This is a genomic window from Acetobacter sicerae (assembly GCF_011516765.1).
GTDB lineage: Bacteria > Pseudomonadota > Alphaproteobacteria > Acetobacterales > Acetobacteraceae > Acetobacter > Acetobacter sicerae.
Genome location: NZ_JAAABN010000001.1, coordinates 147,379 through 163,604, shown reverse-complemented (window position 1 = coordinate 163,604; position 16,226 = coordinate 147,379). Strand labels below are relative to the sequence as shown.

The following is a 16,226-nucleotide window of genomic DNA, read 5'->3' as shown; positions in this document are numbered from 1 at the left end:
TAAAATTAACGAAACGGATTCTCGAATGGGTTGCATATAAACATTAGAGCCATTTCTCTGTAGGTAATGATGGTGTTGGTAAATAAAAGAGTCACCAAGTTACATTTTGAAAATTATTTTAAACAAAGGTATTTAATTCTATGATTCCATAAAATGGATTGAGTTTGAATCTTTACAACTCCCAGATATGAACCTCGCCTGTCTATCCCTAGGATAAAGACCTCCCGTGTCTTGATTTTTCTGCGGTCACGAGTTTGTTGAATTACGCAACAACTACTCTTAGCGATCGCGATGGACACGTTTGATCAGAGACCTTCTCGAGCATGCGATTTATCTCTTAGACCTGACCATGCTGCCAAGATCATTGGCCTCTCTCAAAAAACGAGCTTTATTCTAAAGTTCCGCAGATTCTGTGCATATAGATTTCGATGCCTCATGTTCTGATTAACTGTAATCAAAGAACTGAAGAGATATTGTTAACAATAAACTTAGAACCGCTCCCATTAACTGATGACACTCCATAGCAACTTCGTTCACTCTCGATATGTTAATTTCATCACAAAAAATTTGAATATTAATTACTCATAAATCAATTTCGATTATCAAATTTTTACTACGGCATTTTACAGAATGGAAGGACAAGCATATGCGCATAGTCGAAGCAGCCCGATTGATTACGACAGGCCGCATTGATCCTGAAACTCTCTGGGAAATTACGACATCAGTAGAGCGCGTTACTATTGCCCTGCTTGCTGGCAGACCCGACTACCTACCTAATAATGCCAAGACACCTGTAGCTGCATGGTCTGTCATGGATACCCGCTGTCGTTCCCTCGTTCAGCGTAGAGCGCCAATTCATGTAAGACGATGCCTGCCGGATTATAAACCTCTTCCCAATGCTTTCTCCCTCAAATCTGGCAAACAGAAGACGCATACAGAGATTAATCAATTAGAAACGCCATAGATTCCGATATCCAACCACTTGCCTGTTGAGTAATTAAAGCCTTTTACACGCCCATATTCGACTATCTTGATCGATTTCTTTGATAGTTCTTCTGTGAATGTTCTTTCATCACGTCGACCAATCAAAGCCAGTCCGCAAGATTTATTGTTCTCCAACATCAGAGCAGCATTTCTGGAGGTATCAAATTTAATTCGTCCATGCATAAGGAACACAAAGCTGGGCTCAGAAAAAGAGCTCGATACTATTTCTGAGTCAGGACAGGGGAGATGCTGATTAACTGCTGCAGTCAGTCTGGGAGATAACCATATTTGATGCAGACGAGGAATAACTCCCAAGAATAATCCCGCATAAATCAGGATAGCAGATCCCATCGCATAGAACGCTGCTTGCCTCATTTTGGCTGCGATAACTGCTCGTGTAGCCAAAACCAAAAGAGGGAGACTGCCGATAGCGATAAGCCATGCTTCAGGAGGAACACTGCCTTCAATGACTTTGCTGACAACTATTCCCGCAAGTGACAACAATATCCCGGCAATGAGGCAAACTCCACCATAAACGAATAAAGCTATTCGCGCCCATTTTTTTTGTGGCCAATTCCATTCATTGTCTGAACAACTTAATGCTGCTCCAGTAAAAAGAGCAATTGCGGGGTATACCGGCAAAACATAATGCGGCAGTTTAGTCGCTATTAGTTCGAAGACGATCCAATGTGGAACAATCCAGCAAAGCAGATACTGTATCTGCCAGCTTGTCCTTCGAGCCCAAATAAATGGAAGGGATGCCGCAGCAAAAAAGGAACCAGGCCAAAAAGCCAAACCAAAAACAAGAAGATGAAAACCTGGAGGAGCTCCGTGGGCTTCTTGCCCCTGCCCTATTTTTCCTAAAAAATTTCTTCCTACAGAATGCTGAAAAAATTCCCCATGACTAACCAGCCCAATCGCAACGCACCAAGGCACAACAATGGCCAGCATGACAAGCCATCCCCAGCCAAAACGTAGACGCTGAAGCCAGGATCCATTTCTTTCAACAAGAGCCAGACACAACGGGGTTCCGAGGCCAGGAATAAGAACGACAGGCCCTTTGAGCATAAGGCCGCAACCCAGGGCGATCCAGAACAGCAAAGCCGTTGCCACTGGGGTTCTACGATCTTTGCTTCTATCTTCAAGAACAAGAAGAAGAGAAAATTCAGCAAGGAGAACGGCGAGTAACAGCGTGCTGTCAATTGTCGCCATTCGCCCTTCAGCTTCTACAAGAACTGAGGTTGCCAACAAGGCTCCCGACAGCAGCCCGGCAGCAGGACTGAAGAGTATAGCTCCCATCCACGCTGTAAGACCGATAGCAGATGTCATCGCAACAAGGGAAGGAATACGATAAGCCCACACAGCTCTGTCAGAGAGTGTTCCCGTTAAGGAAACCGCAGCGGCCTCAAGCCAGTAAATGCCAGCCGGCTGAAGATAGCGCGGTTTATCCTGAAACCGCACATCAATGAAATTATGGGATTCAAGCATCTGGGCCGTGGCCTGCATGTAGCGTGGCTCATCCCGATCGAAGGGCGGTATGCTCGCCCGCCCCGGCAACAGAAGCAAAAAGGCACTGAAAACAAGAAGTAGCAGACGGTTGTAGAATGTGCGCGTCAGCTTATTTTTCAGCATTCTTCAACTGTTTCAGGCAACCGGGTTCTGTTTCTTAGCCACACAACACCCAGCAGATCCCGCACTCCAACAATGGCGCGTCCAAGATTGGTATATTTGGACTCTCCATGAAGCCGGGAGCGATGCCTCACCGGCTTACACACCAATGGAACTTTGTAGGTTTTCATAAGAGCTGGGAGAAAGCGGTGCAGACCCTCGAATTGTGGCAAATTCAGGAAGTCCTCACGTAGAAAGATTTTCATCGGAGCGCCAGTATCGGGGCACTCATCGGACAGAATGCGTTGACGAAGACCATTAGCAAAGCGCGTGGCCAGACGACGCCATATGGTGTCACTACGCTTCAAGCGCGTTCCAACAACCAGTGGTGCACGACCTGTTTTTTGTCCAGAGAGTCCCAATGCAAACAATACGGGGATTTCTGATGGATCATCCTGTCCATCCCCGTCTATGGTCGCAATCCAGCGACCGTTTGCATTTTTGATACCGGTTCTTAGAGCGCCGGATTTACCACAACGCCTGTTATGCCTCAGGACACGCAATCTCTGCAGGCCAAAGATTGTTGCTCGAGCCTCAATCAGTTTTTCAAGTGTACCATCGACACTGCCGTCATCGACGAAAACAATTTCACAAGCTGGAAGCTTTGGCAGAACGCCAGCCAATTCCTGACACACAGGAATAATATTCTCCCGCTCATTAAGCACTGTTACAACAATGCTTAAAACAGGAGAGCCCACAGAGACATTTTCATTCTCTGTGGAGCATGTTTCCTTACTCGAAAACAAAGGCTTATCAGGCTGCACGGGCAGTCAGGGCAGCCGGTAGATCAGCAATCGCGTTATCAATCATGGAAACAGATGACTCCGGATTAACTGTCTCTTCAATCACAAGCCTAGCGCTTTTGAAGGCAGCCTCAACCGCAGCAGCCCGGACCTCTTCAACAGCAGCACGCTCTGCAGCAGCAATACGATCCCGAGCCATCTGCTCACGACGACTCAACATTTCTTCAGCCTCGACACGCGCCTTCGAAGCCATATCTTCCGCCTGCTTGCGTGCCTGCTCAATAACAGCGTTCGCTTCAGCGTAAGCCTGCTCACGCTCGCGCGTCGCATCTTCACGCATCTGTTCGGCTTCACGACGAAGACGGGCTGCTTCTTCAAGCTCAACCCGAATACGATCGGCACGAGCATCAAGAAGTTCTCTAAGCGGTTTCCAGATCTTTGGTCCAAAGATCACAAAAAACAGCACAAATGACGTCGCGTACCAGAAGCCAGCTTCTTGAAAAATTGTCACTGACGCTATCTCCCCGTCACGCGATTGCCGAAATCGTGGACTTTTCAGCTGCTACTTTTGCGACAGCCGCTTCAATCCTGACACGATCAGGCTTTGTTCCGGTAAGCTTCTGCACCAACGCTTCAGCAACATCGGATGCGATCGGCTTAAGGGACTCAAGAGCCCTGGAGCGTTCTTCTGCAACAGCTTTTTCGGCTGAAGCAATTTCCACCTCCAGCTTGGAACCCAATTCAGCCAGACGAGATGCTGCCTGCTTGCGTTCTTCATCAAGCACAGCATCAAGATGCGCCTGAGCTTCGGCAGCTGCTGCCTTTTTTGTCTCGTTCAGTTCACGCACGGCATTGTCTGCATCGACTTTTGCCGCACGCGCCTGATCGAGATCACCGTTGATACGCTGGCTACGACTGGCAAGAACTGTATCAACCTTCGGCAATGCCCAACTGCGCAAGGCGAGGTAGAAAAACAGAAAGATACCAGCACCCCAGATAACCTGCCCCGTAAGGAGCGGGTTTCTGAAGTCCAGCTGAGGCATACCCGCCGCGTGCGCGCCGGGCGCCGCCGCCATGAGAAGCGGCAGACTCGAGACTCCTGCAACGAGAGAGTGACGAATCAGGGAAACCGGATTGCGCACGAAGCTACTCCGTCCTCAGACGAACAGGATCAGGAAGGCGATCAGAAGGGCGAACAGCGCAACAGCTTCTGTCAGCGCGAAGCCAAGCATGCCAAGGCCGAACACGTGCGGACGAGCCGCAGGATTACGGGCAATGCTGCTGACCAGCGTGGAGAAGATGTTGCCGAGCCCGATGCCGACACCGGCAAGGGCGATTACAGCGATACCGGCACCGATTTCACGGGCTGAAGCGAGGTCCATTTTGATTTTCCCTATTAACGAAAAAACGTAACCCGACGGGGTCTGCCCCAATTAGTGGGACACAGCCTCCCTCAGATAGATGCAGGTCAGGATAGCAAACACATAGGCCTGCAGAGCACCAACCAGCAATTCCAGTCCCATCAGCGCGATATTGATCACGAGAGGGCCAACCGCGAGCACATCACCAATGAAGCCAAGTCCGGCCAGCATGATAACGAAGCTTGCGAAGATATCGAACATCACGTGGCCAGCCACCATATTGGCGAACAGTCGGATCGACAGACTTACCGGACGTGACAGAAAGGAGAGGATTTCAATCGGCACCAGCAGCGGAGCCAGCATCACAGGCGCCCCGGCAGGCATGAAGTGCGCGAAGAACTTGAACCCCTGAACCTTCAGCGAAACAATGATCGCAATCAGGAACACCATGATCGCCAGAGCAAACGTCACGGCAATATGGCTGGTAAAGGTATAGGAGAACGGGATGAGACCCAGGTAGTTACCAGCGAGGATAAAGAAGAACAGAGCGAAAATGAAAGGAAAGAAAGCCGTCCCTTCCGGTCCGATCGTATCCACCGCCAGATTATGGATGAACTCGTAGCAGATTTCCGCCGCAGCCTGGAGACGCCCGGGCACAACCGCTGCCGGCTTCATCCCGAAATGAAGAAACGCCAGAACAATCACGCACGCCACAGCCATGAAAACAGGGGCCTGACTGAGACTCAGAGCCTCGCCCAGTCCACCCAGAACAGGATGCAGCTCGAACTGCTCGAGCACGTTGATACTTGAACCGCCCGCCAACGCTATTCTCCTCGACCTTCCTGGTCGCTCGGATTCTTATTCTTGCCGTTCCAGCGACTTCATCAGTCGCCAGACATTCAGGATACCGGCGCCACCGCCAAGAAGTGCAAAGATCACGATGAACAGGGCTCTGAAATGGAACCAGCGGTCCAGTCCCCACCCTGCCAGCACACCAACGACGAGCCCGCCCAGCATTTCGCTCCCTGCCCTCGCCGCCAGAGACAGGAGCGATTTGTCCTGAGCATCCGGTTTCTGATCAGTAGCCTGCTTACCCGCGACACGCTTCTGCGCAGCCCGGAGACGTTCGTCAAAGGAAGTTCTGTCCTCGGTCACCTGCACCTCCCAACTGGGTGCATCGGCTTGCTAACGACCCTGCATTTCCCTGTCAAGCAAGCGTGACACTTCTGTAACCAACTGATCATGCGGAATACCGTTCGACTACCCGGAAAAAACCCATTTTCAATACCCTTTTTGGGAACAGAGCGCCGCTTTAAACGGACTTTTAACGAGCGTTGCCGTCCTTTTAACAGCCGTCCGAAATGGATCGGTGCGACAGTGCCGATCAACAGGCGACGCGGTCAGAACGAATCTGATTCTTACAGATCAGTCCTCCTAACCGACAACCGCATGAAGAAATCGAGACCGGTCAATCAAGGTGCTGTCATGACAACCTCCTCCAGCTTTTCTGATGCCGACAATTTTGTCCTCAGTGGTCAGACCAGCACCGTTGCTTCCGGCTCCATCGTCTCGGCGGTGACCGTGCTTGGAAGCGGAACACTGGTTGTCAGCGGCGTCGCGAACGGCACCAGACTGCAGGGCACCACAGCAGGTTTCGCTCAGGAAATCGTGGAAAGCGGCGGCACCGAACAGAATGTGACCGCTTTGTCCGGCACGGTTGATGTCATGAGCGGGGGACTGCTGAACACAGGCATAGCCCTTGCTGGCGGCTCAATAGAACTCTCCAGCGGCGCAGTGGCCGATACCCTTGTCGCAGGCAGTAAAGGCGCCGTCACAATATCATCCGCTGAAGTTGCTTCCGTGACGTTCACCGGCGGAACCGTGAACATCATTGACGCCAGCGTTCCGGTGCAGGCGGTGTCATCCGGCACACTGATTCTTGGCAGCGCAACCTCCGTCACGGGATTGCAGACGGGGACTGACGGCACGCTGATTCTCAACGGCGGCAGCGCGTCCGGCACAGTGATCAGCGGCGCATCGGCTATGGAGCAGATTCTGGCTCCGGCGAGCTCGGATGGCGTGACGGAGCAGAATTTTCTCATCCTCGACGGCGGCTCACAGCAGGTCCGGAACGGCGCCACTGTAGAAAACGGGACAGTCGCCTCTGGAGGCAGTCAGACACTTCAGAGTGGGACGTCCGCCCGACAGGTTGTCATTGCTTCGGGCGGAAACCAGACCGTTTCATCCGGCGCGACCGCCGTGAATGACGTCGTCGAAGCCGGCGGTTTTGTGACAAATGATGGCACACTCATTTTTGAGGGCCAAAGTTCTGTCGCAGGCCAGATTTCCGGAGCCGGCGCAATCAGCCAGACCGGTTCCGGTACGACTCTGCAATTTACTTCAGGCGCTCTTGAACATTTTTCCGGCACCATCGCTCTTTCGGGCGGCACCGTCATTGTGGCTGACGGTGCTGAAGCGAGCCATGTCCAGTTCCTCTTCTCCACATCAGGGGGAGAATCTCTGGTGCTGGGTTCTGTTCCGACCAGCCTGACTCTCTCGGGTTTTGCTGCGAATGACAGTGTTTTCCTGTCCGGCGTAGCATCCGACGTATCGCTTTCGCTCGGCGACGGCTCCCAACTGACACTCGAATCGGGCGGCTCGGTAATCGAGACGATTTTTCTGGACAGTGGAACCGATTACAGCAGCGCGAATCTGACACTCGTCGAAAACACGAACGGCGCCGGAGCCACATTGTCGTTTGGTGGAACGGTTTCACCCCACATTGATACGGTCATTGCGAACGGCGATGTCGGAACGGTGGTCGCAACAGATGAAACCGCCCTCATTCCGGCCACATCACTCGCCATCAATACGCTGGTTGAAGATGGAGCCCGCCTGTATGTCGACGGGCTGGGCGTACAGAATGAAGTGCATGGCACGGACGTCGTCGCTTCTGGCGGACGGGTCGTTCAGACCAGCCTGTATGGTTCCGAGGAAGTTCTGACCGGCGGTTCGGCCTCCGCCACCAGCATTCTGGGCGGCACACAGTCCGTTCTCGGCGGCACGGCCACAGAGACAACCATCACGGGCCGTTATAATGCGAACAATCTTGGTCCGGAGATGATGATCGACGGAACGCAGATTGTAGGGTCCGGCGGGCTGGCCAGCGATACGACTGTGAATGTCGTTTTCGCGGGCAATACCTACCTGCCTTTGGGTCAGGCCATTTCAGACAGTGTCCAGTATGTCGAAAACGGCGGCACCGCCATCGACACCACGCTAACGGGACTTCATCTGGGTTGGCTCTACCATACCACCCCCATGTGGGCTGATGGATATGCGCAGCAGATCGTCATGTCTGGCGGGACAGCGATCCACACGACGGCCAACGCCAACGCCACTATCGATGTGCAGGCAGGCGGTTCCGCAGCCAACATCGCTCTGGACGGCGGTACGCTCACCCTTGAGAAAGGTGCTCTTTACACAGGGGCCCTCACCTTTCTGCCGAATAGCGATCCGGGATATACGGTTTACGGCATATCCGGCAGTCATACGACGCAATCCGTGCTCAACGTCACCATGGATCAGCTCGCATCCATCACCATCCAGGGCTTTGATGTTATCGGCTCCGTTACATCGATAGGGCTGAACTCCCTTTACGGCACGCCAGGCAATCAGACTGTCAGCACCATCAATCAGATTGTCATTACCGACCTGACTTTCGCCGGAACAACCAACGAGATTGATACCGGTTTCATTGACGCTGACGGTGTTCTGACCGTGACTGAAGGCAGCGAGAGCGTGTCCATCCATCTGGGCGGAACATTTGGCTCTCCCTTCTACTTTCAGCGCGCTCCTGATGGCGGCACCCGAATCACATACGGCGTGCCCTGCTACTGCCCCGGAACGCTCATCTCCACGCCCGAGGGAGAGCGCCCCATCGAGACACTTTCGATTGGTGACGTCATTCAGACAGCTTCCGGAGAAAGCCGTACGATTCGGTGGATTGGACGGCGGAGTTACGACGGACGCTTTGCCGCGGGCAATCCGGATATCCTGCCTGTCGTCATTCAGGCTGGTGCTCTGGGTGATGGTCTTCCACGCCGCACCCTGCGCGTATCGCCTCTTCACGCAATGATGCTGGACGGCAAACTCATCCCAGCCAACCTGCTGATCAACGGTTCCAGCATAGCCCAGACACGCAGACCACGCCGCGTGGATTACATCCATATCGAGCTCGACTCACACGACCTCCTGCTGGCGGAAGGCGCAGCCTCTGAAACATTTGTCGACGACGACAGCCGGGCCATGTTCCACAACGCCACCGAATATGCGTCGCTTTATCCGGATGAAATGCGTCAGGCGGCCCGTTTCTGCCTGCCCCGCATCGAAGATGGTCCGCAACTCGAGGCGATCAGGCAGCGTCTGAAGGCGCTTGCCGCTGACGTCATGGAGCGTAACCGGGTCAACGGCTTTGTAGACGCCATCACCTCCACAACGATTGAGGGCTGGGCACGCTGTGATGCCGCATCCAGCACGCCACGCGAACTGATCATCTATAACCGGGACATCGAACTGGGCCGGGTCACGGCAGATCGCTTCCGGGCGGATCTGACTGAAAACGGGCGTCATTCAGGGCGACACGCTTTCTGCTTTGTCTGCGAAGGTCCCGTCATGGCGGAGCTGATTCGTGTTGAGGACGCGAACACAGGCGACTGCCTGATCAATCCCGCAAGCGGATCGCTTCACGGTCATGCCGCCTAGCGTTTCCATTCGTAAAACTTTCAGGATTATCTCCGACACTGCTTTTCATGAGCGTGTCAGAAAAATCAGCAGTGCTTGCCGGGTCAGCTTTTGCCGGTTTTGTCGACGTCATCAGTCATGAGCCCGGTCAGGGCTGGACGATTGCGGGCTGGGCGAGAAACCTGACTGACCCGTCAGCCCGCTATCAGATCCGCATATTGTGCCACGGCAATCAGATTGCAGACGCAGCAGCTGACCGCTTTCGGGAGGATCTGGTCATTCCGGGCAGTGCGGACGGGCATCATGCCTTTTCGATTCTGATCCCGGACGACGCTGTTCCCGCTGCGGAAATCGGCTCATTCAATGTGCTGCTGCTCCCGGATCGTCAGCCTCTGCCTTTTGCCGAGCATCTCGCAGGCACGATCCCTGCAGACCTGCGAGCGTCCATTGATATCGTCGGACGCGACAGGATTGCAGGCTGGCTGCGAAGTGACGCCCATCCCGACATGCGCCTCAGTGTGGCGATCATGGTCGACAATGCGCTTCAGCACCGTATGCTCGCCAATCAGTTTCGGCCGGATCTGCGTGATAGCGGTCTCAGCGACGGTCGCTACGGTTTTGATATCATGCTGTCTCCGCCGCTCTCACTGGACAGCGACCATGTGGTTTCCGTTCTCTGTGCGGAAACCAATACGCCCCTGCCCGGCTCGCCCCTGTATTTTCCGGCGACGCGCCGTTTCAATGAAACATTCCGCCAGCACGTTCGACAGACTCTCAACGGCATAGCAACCGCCCGTCAGCGTGAGGCCGCCCTGGAATTTCTTGCCAACCAGAGTCACCAGCTCCGTGGTCAACAGGGCCGCGAGGATTCCCGCAAGGCGGCAACAGAGCATCATCGACAGGCCCAACGCCGCAAGGAGGCAGAACCGGGCGTAACCGCCTCCAGAATCCTGTTTGTCGATGACCGTGCTCCTGATCCGACCCGCGATGCGGGATCAAGCGCCCTCCTCTCGCACATGCAGGCGGCCCGGACGCTTGGCCATGACGTCAGCTTTATCGCATCAGTCATTGAACCGAGTGCCGCCGCCGTCCGGGAACTTGAGAAACAGGGTTTTGCGTGCTGGCACGCCCCGGCTTATCCAACGGTTGAATCGCTATTGCGGACGCAGACAAACAGCTTTGACGCCATCTATTTCCATCGTCTGACCAACGCTGGACGCTACCTCGATCTGGCGAGACTTTACATGCCGGGAGCCCGTTTGATCTCGAGCGTTGCTGATCTGGCGTGGCTGCGGCTGGAGCGACAGGCCATTGCCGAAAATCGTCCCGAGTTGCGGACAGCTTCCGGACAGGAAAAAGTGCGGGAACATATGGCGACGTGGGCGTCACATAGCGTGATCACCCATTCACCAATCGAAGCCGATCTGCTGGCTGCGGCGGTTCCAACAGCCAGCATCCATGTCGTTCCGTGGCATCTGGAACTGAAAGAGCCACCGCTTCCTTTTGAACGACGGCACGGTGTTGCTTTCATCGCGCATTATGGCCACGCCCCCAATATTGATGCCGCCAAGTGGCTGGTGAGTGACATCCTTCCACTTCTGCGAGCTCAGGCTCCAGACATCGAAATCCTGCTGGTCGGAAGCGCCATGCCGGATCTGATTATTCAGATGGGCGAGATTCCAGACGTGCGGGTGCTTGGGCATGTTGCCGATCTGGACAGCTTCCTGCGCTCCGTTCGCCTGACAATCGCACCCCTACGGTTTGGAGCCGGTATCAAGAGCAAGGTTCTGGAAAGCTGGGCTGCCGGTATCCCCTGCGTTGCTACGCCCATTGCGACCGAAGGCATGAATCTTCCTGCGGAATTACAGCTCTCTGTGGCGAGCAGTGCTGCGGATCTGGCGCAACTTACTGCAGAACTTTACCACGCTCCGGAGAAGGCAACCTCTCTGGCGGAAGCGGGACGCGATTATATCCGTATCCGTCATTCGGCAGAACGCGTGCGTGCGGCTCTGGACCGGAGTCTTGGAGTTTTGCACAGACCATAATCTTATTATAAAAATATAATATTTTAAAATCAGAATGTTATGGTTGATTTCTTTATTTTAAGATCAAAAAGAAAAGTCCGATTTCAGGGCGCTCTCATTGGGTCGATTGATCCTCTGACATGACAATCTGACCCGTCGTTATCGACATTTCTACACATCATGTCGTCAGCCATAAAGAACTTGAATAAAAAACAACAGTCCATTGAAAATAAAATATAAAATTATTATTCCTTATAGTTTCCCAGCGATTTTCACTTTCCATCAACAGAAAACATTGAAATCGACCACTCCGGAAAGTCCTGTCAGCGGTTGCATTCGGCTCTGATGCCTTGCATCTTCCGCCCGCTTTTCTAAAGACGTACCGGACGAAGCAAAATTGGGGTTTTTGCCCGCGCAGAAGCTCCCTGTTTCGGACAAGACGGAGAACGGTCGCCTACGCAATGATGTATTACAGCCGGATCAAACTGCTCTCCGTGGCTGCGGTGTGCCTGCTTGGCGCCCTGCTCTGCGTGCCCAACTTTGTCCGCAAACCTGCGGCGTCCATCCCCTGGCCCGAGATACATCTCGGACTTGATCTTCGGGGAGGCTCGTATCTTCTCCTTCAGGTCGACCTTTCGTCGCTGACTCATGATCGGCTGCAAAGTCTGTCAGACTCACTGAGGCAATCCCTCATCAGCGCCAACCTTGGTTATCGCAACATTGCGATCAATCCGGACAAGGCCGAGATCACCTTTCAGCCTCGCGACCCTTCGGAGAAGGACCGTGACCTGAAAGTGCTGGAGGATCTGCCCCGCACGGTTTCGAACGAATTCTCGGTCACGACCCGCCCTGACGACACCATCGCCATAACGCTCGACAGCGGCGCCATGCGGGTCCGGACACATGACGCTGTCTCTCAGGCCATCGAGATTGTCCGACGCCGTATCGACGCCACCGGTGCCGTCGATCCCCAGATTACACGTCAGGGCGAAGACCGCATCGTCGTCGAGCTTCCGGGCATCAGTGATCCTGAGCGTGTGAAAGCCCTGCTCGGCACCACAGCGAAGATGACGTTCCGGCTTGTCGATGAACTGCCTCCCGGCACGCTGATCGCGCCTCCCGGCGACACACTCCTGCCGTTGTCGGATCACCCGGACAGCACGCTCGCCGTGCATAATCATGTCGATGTTGACGGTGTGAACCTCACCAACGCCGGCGCGACAACCGATGACCAGACGGGCGGCTGGGCTGTCAGCTTTTCTCTCGATTCAGTCGGCACCCGCGCCTTCGGTGACGTGACGCAGGCCAATGTCGGACGTCGCTTTGCAATCGTTCTGGATAACAAGATCATTGAAGCGCCTGTGATCCGCACGGCCATCACCGGTGGCAGCGGCATTATTACCGGCAACTTCGACGCCCATCAGGCGACGGATCTGGCCCTGCTGCTGCGTGCGGGCGCGCTGCCCGTGCCGCTGACAGTCGTGGAGGAACGCTCGATCGGACCGTCGCTTGGCGCGGACTCCATCCGGGCCGGCGCACTCAGCCTGCTGGTCGGCTTTGTGCTGGTGATCATCTTTATGGCGCTGTTTTATGGCCGCTTCGGCTGGTATGCGAACGTCGCCCTGTTCGCCAACCTTGTGCTGATGCTGGCCATCCTGTCGCTGTTCGGGGCGACGCTGACGCTTCCCGGCATGGCCGGAATGCTGCTGACCCTTGGCATGGCGGTGGACGCCAACATCCTGATCATCGAGCGTATCCGTGAGGAACTGAAGCGTGGCCGCACACCGCTGGCCGCCATGCAGGCCGGGTTCGAGCGCGCCACGGCCACCGTGCTGGACAGTAACGCCACGGCCTTTCTGGCTCACGTCATGCTGTTCGTGTTCGGAACGGGACCGGTGCGCGGCTTCGCTCTCACGATCACGATCGGCATCGCCACGACGCTGTTCTCCACCCTTCTTCTCTCTCGGATGCTGATGGTGCGCTGGTATGCCCTCACCCGTCCGTCCACTCTTCCGGTCTGAGAGGCGCATCATGTTCGGACGTCCCCTCCTGCGCTTTGTCCGCAAGGATACGCATATCAACTTCATGCGTGGCCGGTTTGTCGGACTGGCAACCTCCGCCGTGCTGTCGCTGGCTTCGGTCATCCTGTTTTTCCATCCGGGTCTGACGCTTGGCCTCGATTTCCGTGGTGGCATCGTCGTGGAAGCCAAAACCAATGGTCCGGCCGATTTCGGCAAGATCCGGACGGCGCTGACGGCGCACAATCTCAAGACGGATGGCGTGCAGGCGTTCGGTGGCCCGGATGACGTGCTGATCCGACTGGGCGCCAACGAACAGACCAACACCAATGCTGTCGTGGACGAAGTCCGTCACGCCATCACCGAGGCGCAGCCGGGTGCGACCATTGTGCGGGCCGATGCTGTCGGCGCGTCCGTGTCCGCCGAACTGTTCCGCAATGGCCTGCTGGCGCTCGGCATCAGTCTGCTGATGATCCTCGGCTACATCTGGTTCCGCTTTGAATGGGAGTTCGCTCTCTCGGCTGTCGTCACGCTGGTGCTCGACCTGACCAAGACCGTGGGCTTTCTCGTGCTGACCCATTTCGAGTTCGATCTCGTGATGGTCGCGGCAATCCTGACGATTCTCGGCTACTCCACCAACGACAAGGTGGTGGTGTATGACCGTATCCGCGAGAATCTGCGGCGTTACCGCACCATGCCGTTGCGGGAACTGCTTGATCTTTCCATCAATGAAACCCTGAGCCGTACGCTGGGCACGTCCACCACGGTCTTTCTGGCGGCCCTGCCTCTGGCTTTCTTTGGCGGAGCAAGCCTGTCCGGCTTTGCCTGGGTGATGCTGTTCGGCATTGTGGTCGGGACGTCATCGTCGATCTTCATCGCCGCCCCGCTGCTCCTGCTGCTGGGCGAAAAGCGCCTGCGCAAGGACACACGCCCCGCTGTGAAGCAGGAAATCTGACAGAGCGACTTCAGGATCAGTGAGAAAGAACCCTTTTCTCACTGATTGGCTTCACGGCACTCCAGCGGCCGATTTTGTCTGGGTTGAGGGGGCAGCCGGTGCGCCATCCACCGGCGTCGTCACAGCGATCAACTGCTCAATCGCTTTATTGGCCGCCCGCATGTTGCTATCGGCAGGCGACGATTCCTCCCGTGCGACAGCCAGAAGCGCCTCATGGTCCAGCACGATGATTTCTGTGAGCCTGTGAGGCGTTATCCCCCCCGACATCACGGCGCCACGCGCCATTCCGTGCGCGATCATGTAGCTGTATATCAGCGTATGAGGGGTGGGCCTGGTGTTGACGACCGGCGATGCCTGACAGGCCGCCAGAGCCCCGCACAGAGCGAGGGGACGCCACCGCAAGCGCCAGCCGGTTGCGCATCCAGCGGCGCTCTTTGCGTCTTCACTGCTCATCGCCACAGGCCCTGATTGCTGGCGACCACCATTTTTTCTTCCCAACCTGAAATCCGGTCTCTTGTCTGCCTGTTATCCCTACCAGCCCTTCCCTGCGCCGACCAGAGATCAACGCCGAACCAGCCAGAGGATGAAAGAAAGCAGAATGCTCAGAACAAGTCCCGTTGCGAGAGGCATATACAGGGTAAAGCCCTGACGCCTGATCAGAATATCGCCCGGAAGGCGTCCGATTGGCAGTTTCTGGAGGTAAGGCCACAGCAGTCCGATCAGAACGATCGCAATGCCAACGGCTATCAGTGTACGTCCCACACGGCCCTCCCTGTCTGATGCTGATCTGGTCTCTCGCGCCGTGGTTTCAATTGAACACACCTTGCCTGACCGGATCATTCAAAAATTCTGATTTCAGCGTGGCAGCAGCCAGCAAGCCTCGATATAAACGCACCCGAAGGCGGCCCGCCATTTCACAGGCAGATTGACGCCAGAGTCCTGTCCGCGTATCGCGCCACAACGCAGCAGAACCAGACCAGAGGATGTTTCTCCATGACAAGACCGGTGACAGGATCGGCGCCCATCATTGCTGTGGATGGTCCGGCAGCAGCCGGAAAAGGCACCCTTTCCAAGCGCCTCGCTGAAGCTCTGGGGCTGCCGCACCTCGATACCGGACTGCTGTATCGGGCCGTGGCGCGGCTGATGATCAATGCTGGGCTCGATCCGGCTTCCACGTCAGGAGAGAGCATCGCGCGTGCGCTTTCGCTGGCTGACCTGAAACGCACGGATCTCCGCACTCCGGATGTCGATGCCGCCGCCTCCCTCGTCGCACGCGACAACGCCGTGCGTCAGGCCCTTGTCGACATGCAGCGCATCTTCGCCCGCAAGAATGGCGCGGTGCTGGATGGCCGCGACATCGGCACGGTCATTTTCCCGGATGCCGATGTGAAGCTGTTCATCACGGCCAGTCCTTATGCGCGTGCTGTCCGACGCTATATCCAGAACGGCGGCACCGACGATGCCCCTGACCGGGACCAGCGTGTCCGGACCGTTGAGATGGCGCTGATCGAGCGCGACCACGCTGACAGCACCCGTGCATCAGCTCCTCTGCGCATGGCGGATGACGCCATCAGGATTGAAACAGACGCCCTATGCGCCGATGAAGTTCTGGCGCACTCGCTCCGGATCGTCCGAGACAGACTGAAGGCAAAAAACGTGAGCCTCCCGTCCGCGAACATGCAGGATCTGTGCTCCTGACCCCGCCAGAGAAAAACGGGGACGATGTTTCC

General features: G+C 55.5%; 14 protein-coding genes. 5 read left to right on the top strand and 9 right to left on the bottom strand.

The window, feature by feature from the left end; genetic code table 11:
* Window positions 1-945 precede the first annotated feature (945 nt).
* Genes GVI59_RS00670 through GVI59_RS19340 form a run of 7 tightly spaced genes read right to left on the bottom strand, consistent with a single transcriptional unit; the run spans window position 946 to window position 5,911 of the window.
* A complete protein-coding gene (locus GVI59_RS00670) occupies window positions 946-2,616 on the bottom strand; it encodes an ArnT family glycosyltransferase (RefSeq protein ID WP_173572381.1) in 1,671 nt (556 codons plus the stop codon).
* The gene (locus GVI59_RS00665; protein WP_173572717.1) at window positions 2,610-3,350 is read right to left on the bottom strand and encodes a glycosyltransferase; all 741 of its coding nucleotides are present in this window, start codon (window positions 3,348-3,350) and stop codon (window positions 2,610-2,612) included. Before GVI59_RS00665 ends, GVI59_RS00670 begins: the two co-directional genes overlap by 7 nt.
* Window positions 3,351-3,405: 55 nt before the next feature.
* Entirely contained in the window at window positions 3,406-3,900 is a 495-nt protein-coding gene (locus GVI59_RS00660; RefSeq protein ID WP_173572716.1) for an ATP synthase F0 subunit B, read from the bottom strand.
* A gap of 22 nt (window positions 3,901-3,922) precedes the next feature.
* Window positions 3,923-4,537 (bottom strand): F0F1 ATP synthase subunit B family protein, encoded by a 615-nt coding sequence (locus tag GVI59_RS00655; RefSeq protein ID WP_232876313.1) that lies wholly within the window; start codon window positions 4,535-4,537, stop codon window positions 3,923-3,925.
* Between the two features lie 15 nt (window positions 4,538-4,552).
* A complete protein-coding gene (locus GVI59_RS00650; protein WP_010667433.1) occupies window positions 4,553-4,777 on the bottom strand; it encodes an ATP synthase subunit C family protein in 225 nt (74 codons plus the stop codon).
* 51 nt (window positions 4,778-4,828) lie between these two features.
* On the bottom strand, window positions 4,829-5,578 hold the full coding sequence (locus tag GVI59_RS00645; RefSeq protein ID WP_173572380.1) for a F0F1 ATP synthase subunit A: 750 nt from the start codon (window positions 5,576-5,578) through the stop codon (window positions 4,829-4,831).
* Between the two features lie 36 nt (window positions 5,579-5,614).
* Window positions 5,615-5,911, bottom strand: a complete 297-nt coding sequence (locus tag GVI59_RS19340) for an AtpZ/AtpI family protein (RefSeq protein WP_232876314.1) — start codon at window positions 5,909-5,911, stop codon at window positions 5,615-5,617.
* Window positions 5,912-6,241: 330 nt separating this feature from the next.
* On the opposite strand from GVI59_RS19340, the gene GVI59_RS00635 reads away from it, so the two are divergent.
* From GVI59_RS00635 to secF, 4 genes are all read left to right on the top strand, one after another.
* Window positions 6,242-9,520: a Hint domain-containing protein gene (locus GVI59_RS00635; protein ID WP_242012853.1), complete on the top strand. Its 3,279-nt coding sequence runs from the start codon at window positions 6,242-6,244 to the stop codon at window positions 9,518-9,520.
* 47 nt (window positions 9,521-9,567) lie between these two features.
* A complete protein-coding gene (locus GVI59_RS00630; RefSeq protein ID WP_206752360.1) occupies window positions 9,568-11,544 on the top strand; it encodes a glycosyltransferase family 4 protein in 1,977 nt (658 codons plus the stop codon).
* A 443-nt stretch (window positions 11,545-11,987) separates the two neighbouring features.
* Entirely contained in the window at window positions 11,988-13,544 is a 1,557-nt protein-coding gene (gene secD, locus GVI59_RS00625; RefSeq protein ID WP_456304139.1) for a protein translocase subunit SecD, read from the top strand.
* Between the two features lie 10 nt (window positions 13,545-13,554).
* Window positions 13,555-14,496 carry a protein translocase subunit SecF gene (secF, locus tag GVI59_RS00620; RefSeq protein WP_099347632.1) on the top strand — a complete coding sequence of 314 codons (942 nt, stop codon included), beginning with the start codon at window positions 13,555-13,557 and terminating at the stop codon, window positions 14,494-14,496.
* Window positions 14,497-14,547: 51 nt separating this feature from the next.
* Here secF and GVI59_RS00615 read toward each other — a convergent pair whose 3' ends face one another.
* Complete coding sequence (locus tag GVI59_RS00615) at window positions 14,548-14,949, bottom strand: hypothetical protein (protein ID WP_173572376.1); 402 nt, start codon at window positions 14,947-14,949, stop codon at window positions 14,548-14,550.
* Window positions 14,950-15,057: 108 nt separating this feature from the next.
* The gene (locus GVI59_RS18915; RefSeq protein ID WP_173572375.1) at window positions 15,058-15,258 is read right to left on the bottom strand and encodes a DUF2905 family protein; all 201 of its coding nucleotides are present in this window, start codon (window positions 15,256-15,258) and stop codon (window positions 15,058-15,060) included.
* 231 nt (window positions 15,259-15,489) lie between these two features.
* Between GVI59_RS18915 and cmk the strand changes: the two genes are divergently transcribed.
* Window positions 15,490-16,194: a (d)CMP kinase gene (gene cmk / locus GVI59_RS00605; protein WP_173572374.1), complete on the top strand. Its 705-nt coding sequence runs from the start codon at window positions 15,490-15,492 to the stop codon at window positions 16,192-16,194.
* Window positions 16,195-16,226: the final 32 nt, after the last annotated feature.